Below are 17,687 nucleotides of genomic sequence, written 5' to 3'. Positions count from 1 at the left end.
AACAATAAAAAAACATAAAATAGGAAAATAGAAAAATGGAAATGACCTTAATATATACGATAGTAGGCTTTGCTTTAGCGGGGTACAGTGTTATTGCAAATGACTCAATTCAAACATTGGGAACTTTTATCGCGTCAAAACAAAAATGGTTTAAATGGTACACTCTTGCAAGCGCTGCATCATTTGTAATGATACTTGCTATTACTTGGGGCTGGTACAGTAATGATGGAGATATCTCTTACGGCAGACTAACAAGAATACCTTTCCAAGAAATACAATGGTATCACGCAGTGGCACCAGGAATACTTCTAGTATTAACAAGAGTAGGTATACCTGTTTCAACAACCTTCTTAGTTTTATCAGCTTTTGCATCAACGGTAGTACTTGAAAAGATGCTTATGAAAAGTGTTGTCGGCTATGGTTTAGCTGCAGCTGCTGCTTATATTTGCTGGATCGTTATCTCTAAATTTATTAATGAAAAATTAGATGAAGTTAATGACAAATGGATTTCCTTTTGGCGTAACTCGGTTTGGATAACTTCAGGCTGGTTATGGTGGGTTTGGTTATCTCATGATGTAGCAAACATTGCTGTATACCTTCCAAGACAATTAGATGTTTCTCTTTTATTAATTGTTCTGGGTTACTTTACAGCGCTACTTTTTTATATCTTCTACATTCATGGTGGAACTATTCAAAAGGTTGTCTTAGAGAAAACTGGAACAAGATATGCAAGATCAGCAACTATAATCAATATTATTTATGCAGCTGTACTTTACTACTTTAAAGAGCTTAATGATTTACCGATGTCAACAACTTGGGTATTTGTTGGTCTATTATGTGGAAGAGAGTTAGCAATCGCATCAATGAATAAAGACTATAAGTTCAAATATGTGTTTCCACTAATTGGTAAAGACTTTCTTAAAATGATATTCGGATTAAGTGTGTCAGTTGGAATTGTACTTGCAATTCACTACATCATAATTCCAAATAATTGGTTTTAAGTTTTAAGACAATTAACATTTAATTATTAGCTCTAAGCATTTAATTTATTGCTTAGGGCTTAACAATTTAAGCAAAATAGTTTCAAGTATTAATTATTTAAGCTTAAACTATGAACTGAAAAACTTAAAGATCAAATAGTTAAATTTACCAAGACCATAGAAATTAGGTGCAGGTTTTTTAATCTTTAATTTTTTAGCTTTTTTCTTCTTCATAGCCAATATGGTTTTGTGTTTCGTTTGAATGTTTCAGGTTATAACAATCTGTGCAAAGTAAGATCACCTCTGGTCCTGAGCTTACTTGTGTTAAGATGGCTGTATCATCTCCACACTCGCTGCACCCTGATAAACGTTTCTTCATTTATGTTTATTACGGGTAATTTGATTAATTCTATCAATATAATTTTTTATCTCAGGTTTATCTTGAGCTTTATTATCTTGTTTAGGGTTTTTCTTCCTTTGGTAATAATAATAGATAGGCATAACAACAGATAAGGCAACAATAATAATTGCTAATATGATTTCAGAAGTTGTAACCATTTAATATTTAATGACAGGCTTGATTGAATTTTTTAAGTCTCCAATAATTATAAGGCCAGGGTGTTAAAAATCCCACAGTTAACATAATAGGTACCACCCACCAAGTTAGCATCGCTCCACCAGTTAAAAAATAATCTGTAGCGTTCATAGAAATTTCCATACTAACCATTGAGATGAAACTCATTCCACAGGCAGTCTTTAAAGCATTAATTAATTTAAAATTTTGTCTCATTAAAATAAAAGTTTCAAGCATAATGCTAGTTAATAAACCATTTATGATTGCTAAAGTCATAATGCCCAATACTGGAAAAGGAATTTTACTTAATTGAAAAAATAGTATGGTTCCAAAGTCACCAATTGCACAACCGATAACACACCACATCGTATTCTTAGTACTTTTTCGCCACGTGTGTTTACACGACCAATGAAATGTGTCTGTTGCCATTTAATTTATTTACTTAAATTTATTTGATGTTTGTAATAATCATCTGGCCAAAAACTTTTAATGTAGGCTAAAACTGAATCTATATCTTTGTCATTTAATTTATCTCCAAAGGCACCCATTTTTCCTTCATAGTCACTAATTATTCCAACTAAACCATATTTAATAATTTTATGTAATGTCTCATCATCATGATGCCAAGTGTGACCTGTACCATTTAAAGGCGGCGCTTTTCTATGGCCGTCTTCATCAACGCCCTTCCAATTTTCAGCACCTGATAAATTAACTTGATGACAGCTTGCACAATTATTTTGGTAGGCAATTTTACCTCTAGCAATCATTAATTCAGAATCTCTCGTGATTGGATAATGATTATCAGAATAAGAAATGCTGCTTAATGATATAAGTAGAGTTAAAATTAGAAGTATTTTTTTCATAACTATTAAATTTATATATTAAAAATTGTTAGATTAATCTTATATTTTTTTAAGATTGATTGATTATAGTCCTTAATAATGAACAATTTTTTCTTATTTATTGTCACTCTTTTTTGCTGGTCACCTACCTGGTATGTAATCAAATTTCAATTAGGATACGTTGATCCGTTAGTATCAGTATTTTACAGATTTTTGATAGCTGCAATAGTTATTTTTGTTTATTTAATTATTAAGAAGAAAAATCTTAAGTTTTCTTTAAATCAGCATCTTTGGTTTTTACTCTTTGGTGTTTGTCTTTACTCTTTAAATTACGTTTTCTTTTATCTATCAAACACTTATTTAATAAGCGCATTTCCAGCAGTTGTCTTTTCAACGGTGGTTATTATGAATATTTTAGGAGAAGGCTTTTACTTTAAAAAGAAACCTTCTTTAAAAACTTTACTTGGTGCAACTATTGGAATGATTGGAATTATAATTATTTTCAATGATGAGATTTTCAATTTCAGCTTTGCTAATGGAACCCATGTTGGATTATTTTTAGCCTTACTTGGTACATTTAGTGCATCAACAGGTAACATGGTTCACCAAAGAAACTTAAATAATAACTTCTCATTAATACCAACACTTGCGTATTCAATGCTTTATGGATCATTAGTTACTCTATTAATCACTCAGATAAAAGGCACTGAATTATTATTTGAATATAGCTTCAGTTACATCGCATCCCTTGCTTATCTATCTATTATTGGCTCGATATTTGCTTTTATCTTTTACTTAAGATTATTAGAAAAAGTTGGAGCTGGTCGAGCGGGTTATGTAGGAGTTGTAATGCCTGTACTTGCTTTATTAATCTCAACAATATTTGAAAACTTAGAATGGCAACAAGATTTAATAATAGGTTTACCTATTTTAATAATTGGAGCAGTGCTCGTTATTAATCAAAAAATTAAACCAATAAAATAATTCTTAAGAATTTTTTATTTATTACATTTACCAATAGAACCTAGTAAACATTTAGTTCCATCAATCCAAACTGCGTTATTAAGATTAGCGCCTTCAAAAGTAGCATTTAAAATATTAGCACCCATTAAATCTGCTTCAAAAAGATTACTGTTAGTAAAGTTAGTCTCAATTAATGAAGCTCCTTTAAAGTTTACTCTTGTTAAGTTGGCACTTGAAAAGTTAGCTTTCTCAAAAATACCCCCTTCAAGATTTGCTTCATATAAATTCGTTCTAATAAAAGAAGATTCTACAAAATTACCATTAGCTAATGTTGCATTCATCATTACCCCTTTATCAAAGGTAACTTTAATAAAACTAATAAAAGATAGATTAGAGTTTGGTATATAGGCTCTACTTAGATCTTGGCCTTCTGAGAATTGACAATTAGAATAATCCACTCCATCAACTGGTGCATCATCACAACCTGCTTTAGCACCATTAGATAACCATAAACTTAGAACTAAAATGGCAAAAAGCTTGCTTATAAAGCCTGCTCTTATTAATTTTATCATGACAAATGCTAACAAATCATAGATCGGGAGTCTTCTATTAATTTAATTATAGGTAAAATTAAGCCGCTATTTATCGTTTAGGGAAGCCTTCTACTGTATAAAAATTTCTTATCTTCTTTAGAGATACATAATAAGCGCTATCTCTAAAGGATTTTTTTATTTGTTTTTTAGCATTATAAATTTCAATAAATGCATTTCTCATACTATCTTCTAGACCTGAAAAAGCTAAGTCCTCTTCATCAGCACCATGAATAATTTTTTTAATGGTGTCAAAATCTGTTTTAGTATTCGTTTTTTTATCTATCAAATCAATAATGTCTAATATTTTTTGTTCTTGAAATCTTTTTTCAACTCTACCAAAACGTATATGAGAAATATCTTTTACCCACTCAAAATAAGAAACCACAACACCCCCTGCATTGACATAGATATCAGGAATAATCATAACTCCTTTTTCAAATAATTTTTGATCCGCCTCAAATGAAATGGGTCCATTTGCGGCTTCTATTATTAATTTTGTTTTAATTTTATCTACATTATCAATGGTGATTGCATTTTCTAACGCAGCTGGAATTAAAATATCACAATCTAATTCTAAAAGTTCACTTGGATTGTTTTTAAATTTTCCAAGTTTAGGGTTATTGATAGTTTTATTTGTCTTATAAAATTCAATTAGTGCATTTATATCAATACCTTTTTTGTTATATAAATAACCATCATATTCTCCAATTGCTATAATCTTTGCATTATCTCTATTATATAAATGTTTGGCTAAATTACTTCCAACATTACCAAAGCCTTGAACTATAATTTCATTATCCTTTAATTCATTTTTCAATCCTGCTTCTTTAACAACATCTTCATGTCTAAATATTTCTCTAACTACTTCTTCAATACCTCTACCAGTTGCTTCTGTTCTGCCAGCAATACCTCCTCTGTGTAAGGGTTTACCTGTTACACAACCTCTATAATTTATATCATCTGGTTTAAGTGTTTTATAAGTCTCTAAAATCCATTCCATTTCTCTTTCAGACGTTCCAACATCTGGGGCTGGAACATTTAATGCTGGAGAAATAAAACCTTTATTAATTAGTTTACTAGCAAACGCTTTAGTAATTTCTCTAAGTTGAGGCATTGTGTAATTTTTAGGATTAATTTTTAAACCCCCTTTAGCTCCTCCAAAAGGGATATTAACTATCGCACATTTGTAAGTCATCAAAGATGCTAGAGCTTCAGTATCATCTTGATCAACCGTTTCTGAATATCTTAGTCCACCTTTAGTTGGAAGAATGTGCTCTGAGTGAACAGCTCTCCATCCAGTAAAGTTATTAATTTTACCGTCTAAGACAACACCCACATTTACTTTAATTAATGAGTGAATAGATTTTAAATGTTCAAGTAAATCATCACTAAAGTTTAGTAATTTAGCTGATTTATCTACATGTAAATTAACGTTATCTTTAAAGCTCATTAATAATTATTATATCTTTAATTTATTTTTTTCCAATAACCATAAACACAACGTGTGCCCCGTCTTGAACAATCATATGTATCATGCAAGACACCATCTTTAACAACAGTTATGTGTTTTGAGCAAGATACAATTAAAGTCCCACTTGGAAGTTCATCTTTTTTCAAATGAACTTTACAGCCTTGACCAATAAACATAGTCGGCGTCCACTGCCAACCTAGTTTTTCAAGGTATTTCTTAACCACCACTCTATGGGTGCCTGATCTTGGGCTGTCATTTTTTTGTTTTAAACTTCTTGCAAGTCTTGTTCTTGATGTAGTTCTAAATTCTTCATTTGCCTTATAAAGATCATCATAAATTTTTTGATAAGGAAGATTTGTTACAATTGCTATAGATCTAACTACACAGTCTCCAGCTTTACCTTTATATCCAGCCGCAGCTCTACCTCCATCATTGATTTGTAATTCTAAATTGCTACTTGAAAATAATCTCTTAAAGAAATTCACGATTTAGTTTTATGATCTAAGATCTCAACCATACACTGAGTTGCGTATTCACGCCATTCACTAGCGGTTTTGCCTTTAAGACTATCAAGCTGTTGTTTATTACTATTAATACTTTCTTGGTATTTAACTTTATCTGTTTCTTCTAGATTTTTTTCCATGTTAGTAAGATTGGTTTCCATGGCACTAATCCAACCATTACCAAGTTCAACACATTTAACATCATCTTTCTCATCACAAACTTGCTTGAAGAAATTGAAAATAACATCATCTGTTTTAATCTCTTTGCTCATCTTATCTGCCAAAAATACCTAATTTAACATCATAATCAACTGCAATTCCGTAATCAGGATCATCATCACTATCAACTACTAATTGGCCTGCTCTACTTAATAATCTATGACAATCTTTAGTTAAATGTCTTAATTTAACTTTTTTTCCAAAACTATTATATTTGTCAGCAATGTCTTCAATGGCTTTTAATGCTGATTGATCAATTACTTTTGATCCTGCAAAATCTATAATAATTACTTCAGGATCTTCTTCTGGTTTAAATAATTCTAAAAAGCTATCCGTTGAACTAAAAAATAATGGTCCTTCTATTTCATAAACCTTAGCACCTTTTTCTCTAACAGATGGTCTCTCTATGGCTCTAATTCTTGATGCAGATTTCCAGGCAAAAACTAACGCAGATACAATTACTCCAACAATTACAGCGACAGCTAAATCCTCTAAAACAGTTACAACGGTTACAAGGACAATTACTAACGCATCACTCTTTGGTACAAAAAATAATATTTTTAGTGAATTCCAAGCAAAGGTTCCAATCACTACCATAAACATTACTCCAACTAATGCTGCAATTGGGATCATTTCTATATAGTTTGATGTATATAAAATAAAAATTAATAAGAATAATGCAGCAGCTATTCCTGCAATTCTGGTTCTACCCCCTGACTTTACATTAATCATAGATTGACCAATCATCGCACATCCACCCATTCCCCCAAAAAAACCAGTAACCGTATTAGCTAACCCTTGTGCTAAACATTCCTGACTAGCCCCACCTCTTTTATTAGTAATTTCACCAACTAAGTTAAGGGTTAACAAGCTTTCAATTAAGCCAATGGCAGATAAGATAAATGCATAAGGGAAAATAATCTTTAGAGTTTCAAAGTTTAAAGGAACACTTGGGATTGAAAACATTGGTAATCCCCCTTTAACACTTGCAAGGTCTCCAACACTTGGAATATCAATCTTTAATACTAACACTAATAAAGATGTAACTAAAATTGCAGCAAGCGTTGCTGGCACTGCTTTAGTAATCTTTGGTAGTAACCAAATAATTAACATGGTTAAAACAACGAACCCTATTGAATAATATAAAGTATTTCCTGAAATCCATACTGATTGCCCCATTGCATTAAGGGTTTTAAACTGACTAAGTTGTGAGATACCAATAACGATCGCAAGGCCATTAACAAAACCTAACATTACCGGTTGAGGTACCATTCTAATAAATTTTCCAAGTTTAAATATTCCTGCTAGTAATTGTAAAATCCCCATCAAAACTACCGTTGCAAATAAATATTCCGCACCGTGATCCATAACAAGGGCAACCATGACAACAGCTAAAGCACCCGTTGCTCCTGAAATCATTCCGGGTCTTCCACCAAATACAGCTGTAATTAAACCAACTATAAAAGCTGCATAAAGTCCTGATAAAGGTGCAACACCTGCAACAAAAGCAAAGGCAATAGCTTCAGGAACTAACGCTAAAGCAACTGTTAAACCTGATAAAACTTCAATTCTAAATAAAGAAAAGGACGCTCCTTCTTTTGGAATATAATTTTGTGAGTTAAAGCCAATAGATTTTGCAAATGATGAGAGTGTGGTTTTAATCAATGTATTTAAATTTTAATTATTTATGAGTCGGTGTGTTATCTATTTAGTAAAGCAAGCAGTTGATAAAGTCTAGTTTCAATTAATACGTGTTAACAAATTTGGGACGAATCAGATACATAATGATTAAGAGGTAGTGGCGGGAGACTAAAACTACCTCTGTCCTTATCCCTTAAAATACTTTTTAATTTTTGAAATAGTTTTCGTTAATAGAACTTTTGAATAAGGTTTTCCTTTAATGACCCAAACTGATAGTGGCCAGGTACTGTCTTTAGTAGATCTTGCAATAATATGAATATGTAATTGAGGAACAATATTACCAATTTTTTCAACATTAAGTTTTTTTGTTTTAAATATTTTTTTCATTAACTTGCTGCAATGAACAATTTCTTTCATTAATAACATTTGATCTTTTGAATTAAGTTCTGAGATATCAGTTATATTTTTTCGCTTTGGAATTAAAATGATCCAAGGAAATTTAGCATTATCTATTAAACGAATACTGCATAATTTTAATTCTGTTATTAAATGAGAATCTTTTAGAAAACTTTTACTTACTTTATTAGTCATATTTAAACATTAATATAAATCTATTCTATAAGCAAAATCTATTATAGGCTAATTAGATTATGGCAGATAAAAAAATACGTTCCGTTGCTAAAACATTTTCATGGAGACTTTTTATTTTTATCTACTGGGTAATATTTGGATATATTTTCACTGGTAGCTTTAAAGGAGCTGGGATATTAGGTTTAGGATCAATTATTCCACTGTTCTTTTATTATTTTCATGAACGAATTTGGAATAAAGTTAAATGGGGTCTTAACTAAAAATTAGAAATATATTTATAAATATTTCTTTATTTTATCAGAGACAATTACTTTATTATTATTCATGTAATCTTCATGATTTTTTTCAATATTTTTTAGTTCATAAAGATAATTAACCATCACACCATAAGATTTTTTAAATCCTTGCTCTGAAATATTAGCATTGATTATAATATCTTCTACAATAGCACCATTGCCTAAATGAAAGCGGCTAACATCATTAATGGGTAGTCCCTGCTTGTTTTTTTCATTAACAATATAATGTGCAACTATCTTTGTTATTGCTTCTTTATTTTCATTAATTTTACTATCCCCTAATTTTAAATCTGGTGATTTTAAGAAAGATATATCTTGGTTTTTAAGTTTGCCTAAAATAGTTTTAAGTTTAGTTTCTTCAACACCGCTACACCAATTAGCAAAACCTGGTATAGGTGACAAAGTACCAAAGTTTTTTATATGAGGCAGCTCTTCTTGAATTTCATAAACTACTCTTTTTATTAAAAAATTACCCAATGTAACTCTTGATAAACCTTCTTGACAGTTACTAATTGAATAGAATGTTGCAGTGTCATAAGTTTTTTTTTCATCATTTGAGGGTTTCATTAATTCTTGAATGGATTTACCAAGACCATTAGTTAGAGCTACTTGCACAAAAATAATTGGCTCATCCTCAAGGGCTGGATGAAAATAAGAAAAAAAACGTCTATCTTCACCAAGTCTTCTTTTAAGTTCGTTCATATCTTTCATTTTATGAACACGTTCGTACTTAATAATTTTTTCTAATACTGCAGCTTTTGTATCCCAGGTAATTTTTTCAAGTTTTAGAAAACCAGGATTAAACCAACCTTTAAATAAATACCTTAAATCATCATCTAAAACTTTAAGATCCTTATTATCTTTTAAAACTTTTAAAAGATCTTCACGAAGTTTAACAATAATTGAGGTACCGTTTGGTGCCATATTCACTCTAGTGAATAGTTCTCTTCTTTTTCCAGAAGATACATTAAATAAATTAGCTAAAGTTTTTTCATTGGGTGAAATTTTATATAAATTGATAGCCTCATCTACCTCTGTAAAGCTTGCTTTATATTTTTCATTTATTCTTTTAAAAAATATTAATTTATTATCAGGAGATAAAACTTGATATAATTTAGCAACATCTCTTGCAACCGTTATGCCAAAGGCTGCTCCCTTATGCGAAATTAAATCATCACATAAAGTTAAAATTGAATCTATGTCGTTCTTTTTAATTTCCCCTCTATTAAAAAGTTTTTGACCAGCGTCTGCTATAGATGAGATTATTTGTTTAATATTAAACATGAGTTTTATGTGATATTTAAGTATTCAATAAATGATCTAATAGATACAACCAACAAAAAAGTTCCAAAAATTTTACTTAATAATTTTTTATCTATTTTATAAACAGCTTTTGCGCCCAAGCGAGCCATAACCATTGTCACTGGTACAAAAACTATAAATCCTAATAAATTAATATAACCCACACTAAAAGGGGTGTTGATATTATCTATTATTTTTCCACCTGCAATCATTGTGATCGTTCCACTAAGTGAGATTAAAAATCCAACTGCAGCAGCTGTGCCAATGGATTTTCTAATATCATAACCAAAGGTTCTCATAAATGGCACCATTAAAGATCCACCACCAATACCAAGAGGCACTGAGATAAAACCAATCACAATCCCTGAAATATTCTTAACGATATCTGAAATTGTTTTAGGATTTTCAACAAGTTTTTCTCGAAGGAAAATAAAAAATAACCCAACCATAAAAGCAAATATTGAAAAAAATAATACTAGAGCGGGTGTCTTTAAATTTACTGCTAAGAAAGTTCCTAAAATTACACCAATTAAAATGAATAACCCAAAGGATTTAACCATTTTAAAGTCAACTGCATCATGCTCCATATGTGTTTTGGTAGAAATTATTGAAGTTGGAATAATAATAGCTAAGGAAGTTCCAACTGCTAAATGCATTCTAGTTGCTAAATCAAAATCTAAAACTGTAAAAGCATAATATAAAGCTGGAACCATTATAATTCCACCACCGACACCAAGTAAACCCGCCATAAATCCAGCAACAGCTGCAGATATTGCTAATACACCTAACAAATTAATTATTTCATTTAGATTTAAATTTTCCATTATGAGTTAACCTGATTAGCTTTCTCGTTATTTTGTACAATGGTCATTATGTGTTTTGACTTTTGAAAATCAGAGTCTCTTGCCATCATATTATCACTTAGATATCGTTTCCATTCTTTTGAACCGATTTGCCCATGATATAATCCAACAGTATGTCTCATAATATGATTTACCTTTGTACCAAGCTTAACTTCTTTCTCTAAATACTCTATGAGTTTTTCAGCAACTTCTTCTCTTGTTGGTTGTTCTTTTGTACCAAAAATTTCTTTTTCAATCTCAACTAAAGAATAAGGATTTTGATAAATAGATCTTCCGATCATAACTCCATCACATAAAGATAAATGATTTTTAATCTCATCAATTTTTGAGATACCTCCATTAATAATAATTTCTAAATCAGGATTTTCTTCTTTAACTTTATAAACCATTCCATAGTTTAATTTTGGAATATTCAAATTTTGCTTAGGAGACATACCTGTTAAAATAGCTTTTCGAGCATGAAGAATAAATGTACTACAACCGACACCTTTCATCTTTAATATAAAATTATTTAAATAATCAAATTCCTCTGTGTCATCAAAACCAATTCTAGTTTTGGCAGTTACAGGAATTTTACAAGCATTCACCATTGAGTTAATACATTCTGCAACTAAATCTGGTTCTCTCATCAAACAAGCCCCAAACATATTTTTTTGAACTTTTTTACTAGGACACCCTAAGTTAATATTAATTTCATCATAACCCATGTCTTCTGCAATTTTTGCAACTTCAGCCAATTCTGCTTTATCGGATCCACCCACTTGTAATGCTAAAGGTTTTTCTTCAGGACTGTAAGATAAAATTTTTTTTCGATCTCCATGAATTGCAGATTTTGTTGCAACCATTTCTGAGTACAGCATAACATTCTTACTCATCAATCTTAAAAAGTAACGATCATGACGATCGGTACAATCCATCATGGGTGCTACAGAAATTTTTCTATTAATGTTTTTTTTAATATCCAAGAGGTTTACCCATTAATTTATCAGGTAACCAACTTACAATTTCAGGAAAAATACACAATATCAATATAGATAAAACCATCATCATCATAAATGGAAACGATCCCTTTAAGATTGTAGATAAACTTACATCAGGCGTTATTCCTTTAATTATATATAAATTTAATCCAACGGGTGGTGTTATTAAGCCTATTTCCATATTTATAGTAAATACTATTGCAAACCAATAAGGGTCAAAACCCAATGTAGTTATCACAGGCAACAATATAGCTGAAGTCATTACAATAACAGCTACTGGCGGTAAAAAGAAACCCGCAACAAGTAAAAACACATTAACCATTAAAAAAATCATCCACTTATTACTACTTAATTCGATCATGCTTTGAGCAAGGGATTGCGTTACATAAAGTTGGGATAGTGTGAATGCAAAAAGATAAGAGGCTGCAATAATAAACATTATCATAACACTCTCTTTCATTGAAATTTTAACAATATTCCATATTTTTTTAGGCTGATAAATTTTGTAAACAACTGCAATCATTACAAAAACTAAAAATGCACCAACACCAGATGCTTCAGAGGGTGTGGCTACACCTCCATAGAGAACGTATAAAACTCCAACAATGATCGCTAGAAACGGAAAAATTCTAGGAAGAACTTCAAATTTTTCTTTTAAAGTTGGTGGCTTTCTATTTCTTAATAATTTTGATGCATTTTTATCAATGAAGTAACTGTGTATTAATGCCCAAACAGCAAAAAGACTTGCCAACATAAATCCTGGAATAATGCCAGATAAAAATAGTCTTCCAATAGAAGTTCCTGTTGCCATACCATAAACAATTAAAACTATACTAGGTGGAATTAAAACTCCTAAAGTTCCTCCAGCAGCAATTGTTCCTGTTGCAATTTCGTCTGAGTATCCTCTTTTTCTCATTTCAGGAATTCCCATAGTACCAATAGCAGCACATGTCGCTGGACTTGATCCACTTAAAGCTGCAAAAATTGAGCATGCACCAATATTAGATATAACTAAACCCCCTGGAACTCTCCATAACCACCTATCAAGACCAGTATATAAATCTTTGCCTGCTGGTGAATGGGCAACCGCCATCCCCATAAGAATGAACATCGGAATTGATAGTAATACAAAAGAATTTAGTCCTGCATAAAAAGTTTCAGCAAATACACCTAACATTTGCAATCCTTCGAATGTAACCAAGAGAGTAATTGAAACAAAACTTAATCCAAATGCAATTGGAATACCTGAGAATAAAACTATTAGTGTAAAAACAGCAACAATTATTGCAATCGTTAATGGATCCATTATTTTAAATCCTTTTCGTCAAATAGTTTTATTATTTCAGCAATATACTGAAGTATCATTAAGATAGAACCTATTAACATAGAGGAGTATGGTATCCATAAAGGTGGGCTCCACACTGTGCCTGTCGTATAATTTTTAATGAATGCTTCTTCAACCATCAAGAAAGCAAAATAAAATAAAATTAAGAAAAAAATTAAACTTAAAAATGAAGTAAAAATCTTGAGTTTAATAATATTTTTTTTAGATAAAAAATCATAAATCCACTCCATACTCACATGAGCTTTTTCACTTAAAACATAAGCACTACCAATAAAAGTAGATGCCACAAGCAACATTGTAACCAATTCTGTTTGCCAAGTAATAGCTCTTTGAAAGAAATATCTTTCAAAAACTAACTCTACAATTACCAAAATAGAAAAGATTAAAGCACCAACAGCAAAGGCACCACAGGCTTTAGCTGTATAATCGCAAAATTTTAAATAATTTTTTATCATAAAAAAAGCCCTTGTTTTTATTAAAACAAGGGCTTTATATATTAATTTATTTAACTGCTAAAGCCATTTCCATAAGTTTAGCACCACCTGGTACTTTCTCTGCAAATGCTTTATGAGAAGTTTTCTTAGCAATTTCTACCCATGCAGCATGATCTTCAGCTGTCATATATGCTAATTCTACACCAGCAGCTCTATAAGCATCTTCAAATTTCTTATCAAGATTTGCTACTTGTTCAGTCATATATTTTTCAGCTACTTTTCCAGCTTTCATAAGAGCTTTTTGTTGCTTAGAGTTTAAAGCTTCAAAATTCTGCTTAGACATAAGGATTGGTTCATACATGAACCAAAGACCAAATTTTCCTGGAGGTGTTGCACATTTAACTTGCTCGTAAATTTTGTAACTTACAAAACTTCCTGAGCTAGTGTTAGCACCAGTTAATACACCTGTTTGTAGACCAGTATAGATTTCAGAAGATGGCATACTTTGAATACCTGCTCCTGCACCTTCTAGCATTTGGTTAAATGCTTTTCCAGCTGCTCTCATTACTTGTCCTTTAGCGTCATTTGGGTTTCTAATACATTTTGTTTTTGATGCAAAACCACCCCCTAACCATGCGTCAGATAAAACAATAACACCAGCATCATTAATAATTTTTTTAATCTCAACCATCATTGGAGATTTATTAAATCTTAATGCGTGATCATGATTTTTAACTGTTCCTGGCATTAAAGTTGCATCAAATTCTGGATGAAACTTTGCAGCATAACCTAACGGGAAAGCTGTAATATCTAATTGACCAGTAGTCATTGGCTTCCACTGTTCTTTAGGTTTGTATAAAGATTTTGCAGGGTAAATTCTAATATCGATATCAACATTAGCTTTTTTAACTTCATCCGCAATTATTTGTACCATTTCATGACGTGGATCAAAAGATCCATCAGCTCTAGGTGTTCCAGGCCATTGGTGACTTGCTTTTAACGTTACCGCATAAGCAGAACCAACAGTTGATAAAACTAAAACTAATGCTGTAAAATATAAAGATATTTTTTTAAACATTACTCTTCTCCTTTATTGTTAATTAAGTGGTGCATTAAATTAAAGATATTGATAAGAGTCAAGACTACATAATTACTGTATAAAATATGGACGGTCCTTTAAAAAACCTATTAGTTCTTGATCTAACTAGAGTATTAGTTGGTCCTTATTGCACCATGATGCTGTCAGATTTAGGTGCACGTGTAATTAAAGTAGAAGCTCCTGAAGTTGGCGACGACTCTAGAAAATTTGGACCCTTTATTGAGGATTATTCAGCATATTTTATGTCACTAAATAGAGGAAAAGAAAGTATCGCTTTAAATTTAAAAAATGAAGATGACAAAAAAATATTCGATAAAATTTTAGCTAAAGCAGATATCTTAGTTGAGAATTTTAAACCAGGTACCTTAGAAAAATGGGGTTATGGTTGGAAAGATATTTGTAAAAAATATCCAAGACTAATTTATGCTTCAGCATCAGGCTTTGGACAAACTGGTCCATTAAAAGAATTACCTGCTTACGATATGGTTGTTCAAGGTATGGGTGGTTTAATGAGTGTTACTGGTCAACCTAATTCTGAACCAACAAGAGTTGGAACATCTATTGGAGATATTACTGCAGGATTATTCACAACCGTTGGAATTAATGCTGCACTTTATGATAGAGAAAAAACTGGTAAAGGAACTTTTATTGATGTGTCAATGTTGGATTGTCAAATTGCAATTTTAGAAAATGCTATAGCAAGGTATCTTGCTAAAAATGAAATACCTAAGCCCATGGGATCTCGTCACCCATCCATTGCTCCTTTTGAAGCTTTTAAAACTAAAGATAGTCACATCATTATAGCGGCAGGTAATGAAAAACTATTTGAAAAACTCTGTAATGTTTTAAATATTCCTGAAATTTCTAAAGATGCAAAATTTAATACCAATTCTTTACGATCTGAAAATATGGATGATCTTAAAAAAATCTTAGAAGATAAACTTATTGTTAAGAATACTGGTGAATGGGTAAGTGAAATGGAAAAAGAAAAAATTCCATGTGGTCCTATCTTTAACATTAAAGAAGCTGTTGAAAATCCCCAAATTGAAGCTCGGAATATGATTGTTAAAGCACATCATAAAGTTATTGGTGATTTTAAACTAGCGGGTAATCCAATTAAAATGTCTAATTATAAAGATGAAAAAACACGTGGTGATATCCCTGATCTTGACGAACACAGAGAAAAAATTTTAAAGGAATTTAATAATTAACTATTAGGTTCAGTTTCTTCTGAACTATCTTCTGCAGTTTCACTTTCAGCTATTTGATCTAAAGAAACTGGTGTCTCTTCATCTCCCACTTCTAACTCTGCATCAACGTCTACTTCAGGTTCTGCTTTTGCAGTTAATTCTTCTAAATCATCAGAGGATACTTGAATTTTTTCAGGAATTTTTCTAGCTCTTTTAGATGGTAAAATAGGAGTTCCACTTTTAGAAATTTCACCTTTGTACATACTTTCAAAATCATCACCAATAATTTCATCATCATCAGTACCATCGTCAACTTGCTCAACGTGTTTTCTAAGTTTGTGAATAGCGCTATCTGTTAAGTCTGAAACTTTAATAGTTTCTGCTGCAATTTCTCTTAAAGATATAACTGTGTTTTTGTCATTATCTCTATCTAAAGTTGGTTCTAAACCTGAGTTTAATTGAACTGCTCTTTCTTTAGCAACTAAAACTAATTCGTAAGGACTTTCTACTTTATCTATGCAATCTTCTACTGTTACTCTAGCCATGCGCAGTATCTATACAGTAGTTAAAAAAAAATCAAGGATAATTCTATAAATAATCAGGATTAAGCTTGTTCTTTACAAGGAATAACAACAATATTGCTATTAAAATATAAGATCCTGAAACAAGAGCAATTTGCTCAATGGAAAGGCTATTATCAATCAAAATTCCAAAGAGTGCTGTACCAAATGCAGTTGAAAATACCATTAACGCTGTGGTTAATGCTTTAATGGAACCAATATATCTCACTCCATAAATCTCAGCCCAAGTAGCAGAACCTAGAACGTTTGCTAAACCGTTTGAAATTCCAATTAAACCTAAAAATACAAATGATGAAATTTGTGAGTTAAAATAATAAAGCACAAACGTTGCAACTAATAAAGGAATGTTCATATAAATTATTAATTTTCGACTACTAAACTTATCAATTAAAAAGCCTGTTAAAAATAAAGTAATCACTGATAAAATTGAATACACCATAAAGGATTGGGCAATAACATAAGGTCCCCAACCTTTAGATGACACTATAAAGGATTGATAAACAAATGTACCCGTTGCAATTGAAGGCATCGCTAACATGCTTAAACATATAATATAAAAGCGATAATCTTTTAAAACTTCACCTCTCGTCCATTGTTTTATATCTTTAGTTTTAATATCTGTGGCACTAGAGGTTTCTCTTGAATCTAATTTAACATTTTTAACTAATGTAATGATGACAATAGGTAAAATGATAATAACTGAAATTGAAATAGCTACCCAAATATTTCTCCAATCAACAAAAGTTAATAAAAAAATAATTAATAAAGGTAAAATAAATTCAGCTAATGATAAACCAAGCCAAGTTGTGCTTAATGCACGCCCCCTAGTCTTTTCAAAAAATCTTGATATTGTTGTAGTTGCTGTGTGAGACATTAGTCCTTGACCTGATAACCTCATTAAGAAAATTGATAAAAATAAGAAAGCGACTGATGAAATTTTAGAAAATAAAAAACAAGAGATCGCTAGTAACGCAATGACATAAGATGCAAATTTTAAAATATTAAAATCATCAATTTTTTTACCAACCCAAACGAGTATAAAACTACTTAATAGAGTAGCGGACGCATAAATAGATCCAAACTGACCATGCGTTATAGAAAGCGCGTCTCTTATGCTTGAATTAAATAGTCCTAGAAAAAAACTCTGTCCAAAACTTGAAAAAAATGTAAATATAAATCCAAATAGAATTACTTTAAAATTCAAACTTTTAAACATAGGA

21 protein-coding genes are annotated in these 17,687 nt (G+C 31.0%); 4 read left to right on the top strand and 17 right to left on the bottom strand.

Going from position 1 to position 17,687, the window contains the following annotated elements; translation table 11 throughout:
* Nucleotides 1-41 precede the first annotated feature (41 nt).
* A complete protein-coding gene (locus tag AC5SLT_RS02235) occupies nt 42-1,001 on the top strand; it encodes a hypothetical protein (RefSeq protein ID WP_494592347.1) in 960 nt (319 codons plus the stop codon).
* A gap of 354 nt (nt 1,002-1,355) precedes the next feature.
* On the opposite strand, the gene AC5SLT_RS02230 is transcribed toward AC5SLT_RS02235, so the two are convergent.
* Genes AC5SLT_RS02230 through AC5SLT_RS02220 form a run of 3 tightly spaced genes read right to left on the bottom strand, consistent with a single transcriptional unit; the run spans nt 1,356 to nt 2,417 of the window.
* Complete coding sequence (locus AC5SLT_RS02230) at nt 1,356-1,538, bottom strand: hypothetical protein (protein ID WP_018414243.1); 183 nt, start codon at nt 1,536-1,538, stop codon at nt 1,356-1,358.
* 7 nt (nt 1,539-1,545) lie between these two features.
* Nucleotides 1,546-1,983: a DUF4396 domain-containing protein gene (locus AC5SLT_RS02225; RefSeq protein ID WP_494592346.1), complete on the bottom strand. Its 438-nt coding sequence runs from the start codon at nt 1,981-1,983 to the stop codon at nt 1,546-1,548.
* Between the two features lie 5 nt (nt 1,984-1,988).
* A complete protein-coding gene (locus AC5SLT_RS02220) occupies nt 1,989-2,417 on the bottom strand; it encodes a c-type cytochrome (RefSeq protein ID WP_494578569.1) in 429 nt (142 codons plus the stop codon).
* A gap of 78 nt (nt 2,418-2,495) precedes the next feature.
* Here AC5SLT_RS02220 and AC5SLT_RS02215 point away from each other — a divergent pair, with 78 nt between their 5' ends.
* Entirely contained in the window at nt 2,496-3,380 is an 885-nt protein-coding gene (locus AC5SLT_RS02215; RefSeq protein ID WP_494592345.1) for a DMT family transporter, read from the top strand.
* 14 nt (nt 3,381-3,394) lie between these two features.
* On the opposite strand, the gene AC5SLT_RS02210 is transcribed toward AC5SLT_RS02215, so the two are convergent.
* The 6 genes from AC5SLT_RS02210 to AC5SLT_RS02185 form a co-directional block, all read right to left on the bottom strand.
* Nucleotides 3,395-3,931: a pentapeptide repeat-containing protein gene (locus AC5SLT_RS02210; protein WP_494578567.1), complete on the bottom strand. Its 537-nt coding sequence runs from the start codon at nt 3,929-3,931 to the stop codon at nt 3,395-3,397.
* A 70-nt stretch (nt 3,932-4,001) separates the two neighbouring features.
* Complete coding sequence (locus AC5SLT_RS02205; protein ID WP_011282204.1) at nt 4,002-5,402, bottom strand: Glu/Leu/Phe/Val family dehydrogenase; 1,401 nt, start codon at nt 5,400-5,402, stop codon at nt 4,002-4,004.
* 17 nt (nt 5,403-5,419) lie between these two features.
* Nucleotides 5,420-5,908 (bottom strand): hypothetical protein, encoded by a 489-nt coding sequence (locus AC5SLT_RS02200; protein ID WP_494592344.1) that lies wholly within the window; start codon nt 5,906-5,908, stop codon nt 5,420-5,422.
* On the bottom strand, nt 5,905-6,198 hold the full coding sequence (locus tag AC5SLT_RS02195) for a hypothetical protein (protein ID WP_494592343.1): 294 nt from the start codon (nt 6,196-6,198) through the stop codon (nt 5,905-5,907). Before AC5SLT_RS02195 ends, AC5SLT_RS02200 begins: the two co-directional genes overlap by 4 nt.
* Before the next feature lies 1 nt (nt 6,199).
* Nucleotides 6,200-7,810 carry a SulP family inorganic anion transporter gene (locus tag AC5SLT_RS02190; RefSeq protein ID WP_494592341.1) on the bottom strand — a complete coding sequence of 537 codons (1,611 nt, stop codon included), beginning with the start codon at nt 7,808-7,810 and terminating at the stop codon, nt 6,200-6,202.
* A 162-nt stretch (nt 7,811-7,972) separates the two neighbouring features.
* The gene (locus AC5SLT_RS02185) at nt 7,973-8,377 is read right to left on the bottom strand and encodes an HIT domain-containing protein (RefSeq protein ID WP_494592339.1); all 405 of its coding nucleotides are present in this window, start codon (nt 8,375-8,377) and stop codon (nt 7,973-7,975) included.
* A 59-nt stretch (nt 8,378-8,436) separates the two neighbouring features.
* On the opposite strand from AC5SLT_RS02185, the gene AC5SLT_RS02180 reads away from it, so the two are divergent.
* The gene (locus AC5SLT_RS02180; RefSeq protein ID WP_168606116.1) at nt 8,437-8,637 is read left to right on the top strand and encodes a DUF2061 domain-containing protein; all 201 of its coding nucleotides are present in this window, start codon (nt 8,437-8,439) and stop codon (nt 8,635-8,637) included.
* A gap of 15 nt (nt 8,638-8,652) precedes the next feature.
* Here AC5SLT_RS02180 and AC5SLT_RS02175 read toward each other — a convergent pair whose 3' ends face one another.
* Genes AC5SLT_RS02175 through dctP form a run of 6 tightly spaced genes read right to left on the bottom strand, consistent with a single transcriptional unit; the run spans nt 8,653 to nt 14,675 of the window.
* Complete coding sequence (locus AC5SLT_RS02175; RefSeq protein WP_494592338.1) at nt 8,653-9,957, bottom strand: malonyl-CoA decarboxylase domain-containing protein; 1,305 nt, start codon at nt 9,955-9,957, stop codon at nt 8,653-8,655.
* Between the two features lie 5 nt (nt 9,958-9,962).
* Nucleotides 9,963-10,799 (bottom strand): sulfite exporter TauE/SafE family protein, encoded by an 837-nt coding sequence (locus tag AC5SLT_RS02170; protein WP_494592336.1) that lies wholly within the window; start codon nt 10,797-10,799, stop codon nt 9,963-9,965.
* Nucleotides 10,799-11,803 carry a tRNA dihydrouridine(20/20a) synthase DusA gene (gene dusA / locus AC5SLT_RS02165; protein ID WP_494592334.1) on the bottom strand — a complete coding sequence of 335 codons (1,005 nt, stop codon included), beginning with the start codon at nt 11,801-11,803 and terminating at the stop codon, nt 10,799-10,801. The genes AC5SLT_RS02170 and dusA overlap by 1 nt, the downstream gene beginning before the upstream one ends.
* Nucleotides 11,793-13,124: a TRAP transporter large permease gene (locus tag AC5SLT_RS02160; protein WP_494592333.1), complete on the bottom strand. Its 1,332-nt coding sequence runs from the start codon at nt 13,122-13,124 to the stop codon at nt 11,793-11,795. The genes dusA and AC5SLT_RS02160 overlap by 11 nt, the downstream gene beginning before the upstream one ends.
* Complete coding sequence (locus AC5SLT_RS02155) at nt 13,124-13,618, bottom strand: TRAP transporter small permease subunit (protein ID WP_494592331.1); 495 nt, start codon at nt 13,616-13,618, stop codon at nt 13,124-13,126. The genes AC5SLT_RS02160 and AC5SLT_RS02155 overlap by 1 nt, the downstream gene beginning before the upstream one ends.
* A gap of 46 nt (nt 13,619-13,664) precedes the next feature.
* Nucleotides 13,665-14,675: a TRAP transporter substrate-binding protein DctP gene (dctP, locus tag AC5SLT_RS02150; protein ID WP_494592329.1), complete on the bottom strand. Its 1,011-nt coding sequence runs from the start codon at nt 14,673-14,675 to the stop codon at nt 13,665-13,667.
* A gap of 86 nt (nt 14,676-14,761) precedes the next feature.
* On the opposite strand from dctP, the gene AC5SLT_RS02145 reads away from it, so the two are divergent.
* Nucleotides 14,762-15,907: a CaiB/BaiF CoA transferase family protein gene (locus tag AC5SLT_RS02145; RefSeq protein ID WP_494592328.1), complete on the top strand. Its 1,146-nt coding sequence runs from the start codon at nt 14,762-14,764 to the stop codon at nt 15,905-15,907.
* Here AC5SLT_RS02145 and rpoZ read toward each other — a convergent pair.
* A complete protein-coding gene (rpoZ, locus tag AC5SLT_RS02140; protein ID WP_494592326.1) occupies nt 15,904-16,431 on the bottom strand; it encodes a DNA-directed RNA polymerase subunit omega in 528 nt (175 codons plus the stop codon). The genes AC5SLT_RS02145 and rpoZ overlap by 4 nt on opposite strands.
* A 43-nt stretch (nt 16,432-16,474) precedes the next feature.
* Nucleotides 16,475-17,683 (bottom strand): MFS transporter, encoded by a 1,209-nt coding sequence (locus tag AC5SLT_RS02135; RefSeq protein WP_494592324.1) that lies wholly within the window; start codon nt 17,681-17,683, stop codon nt 16,475-16,477.
* Between the last annotated feature and the right edge of the window lie 4 nt (nt 17,684-17,687).

The sequence above is a fragment of the Candidatus Pelagibacter sp. PS_11 genome, from assembly GCF_059417975.1.
Note: the sequence above shows the minus strand (reverse complement) of the source record. Positions and strands in the feature narration are given on the sequence as shown.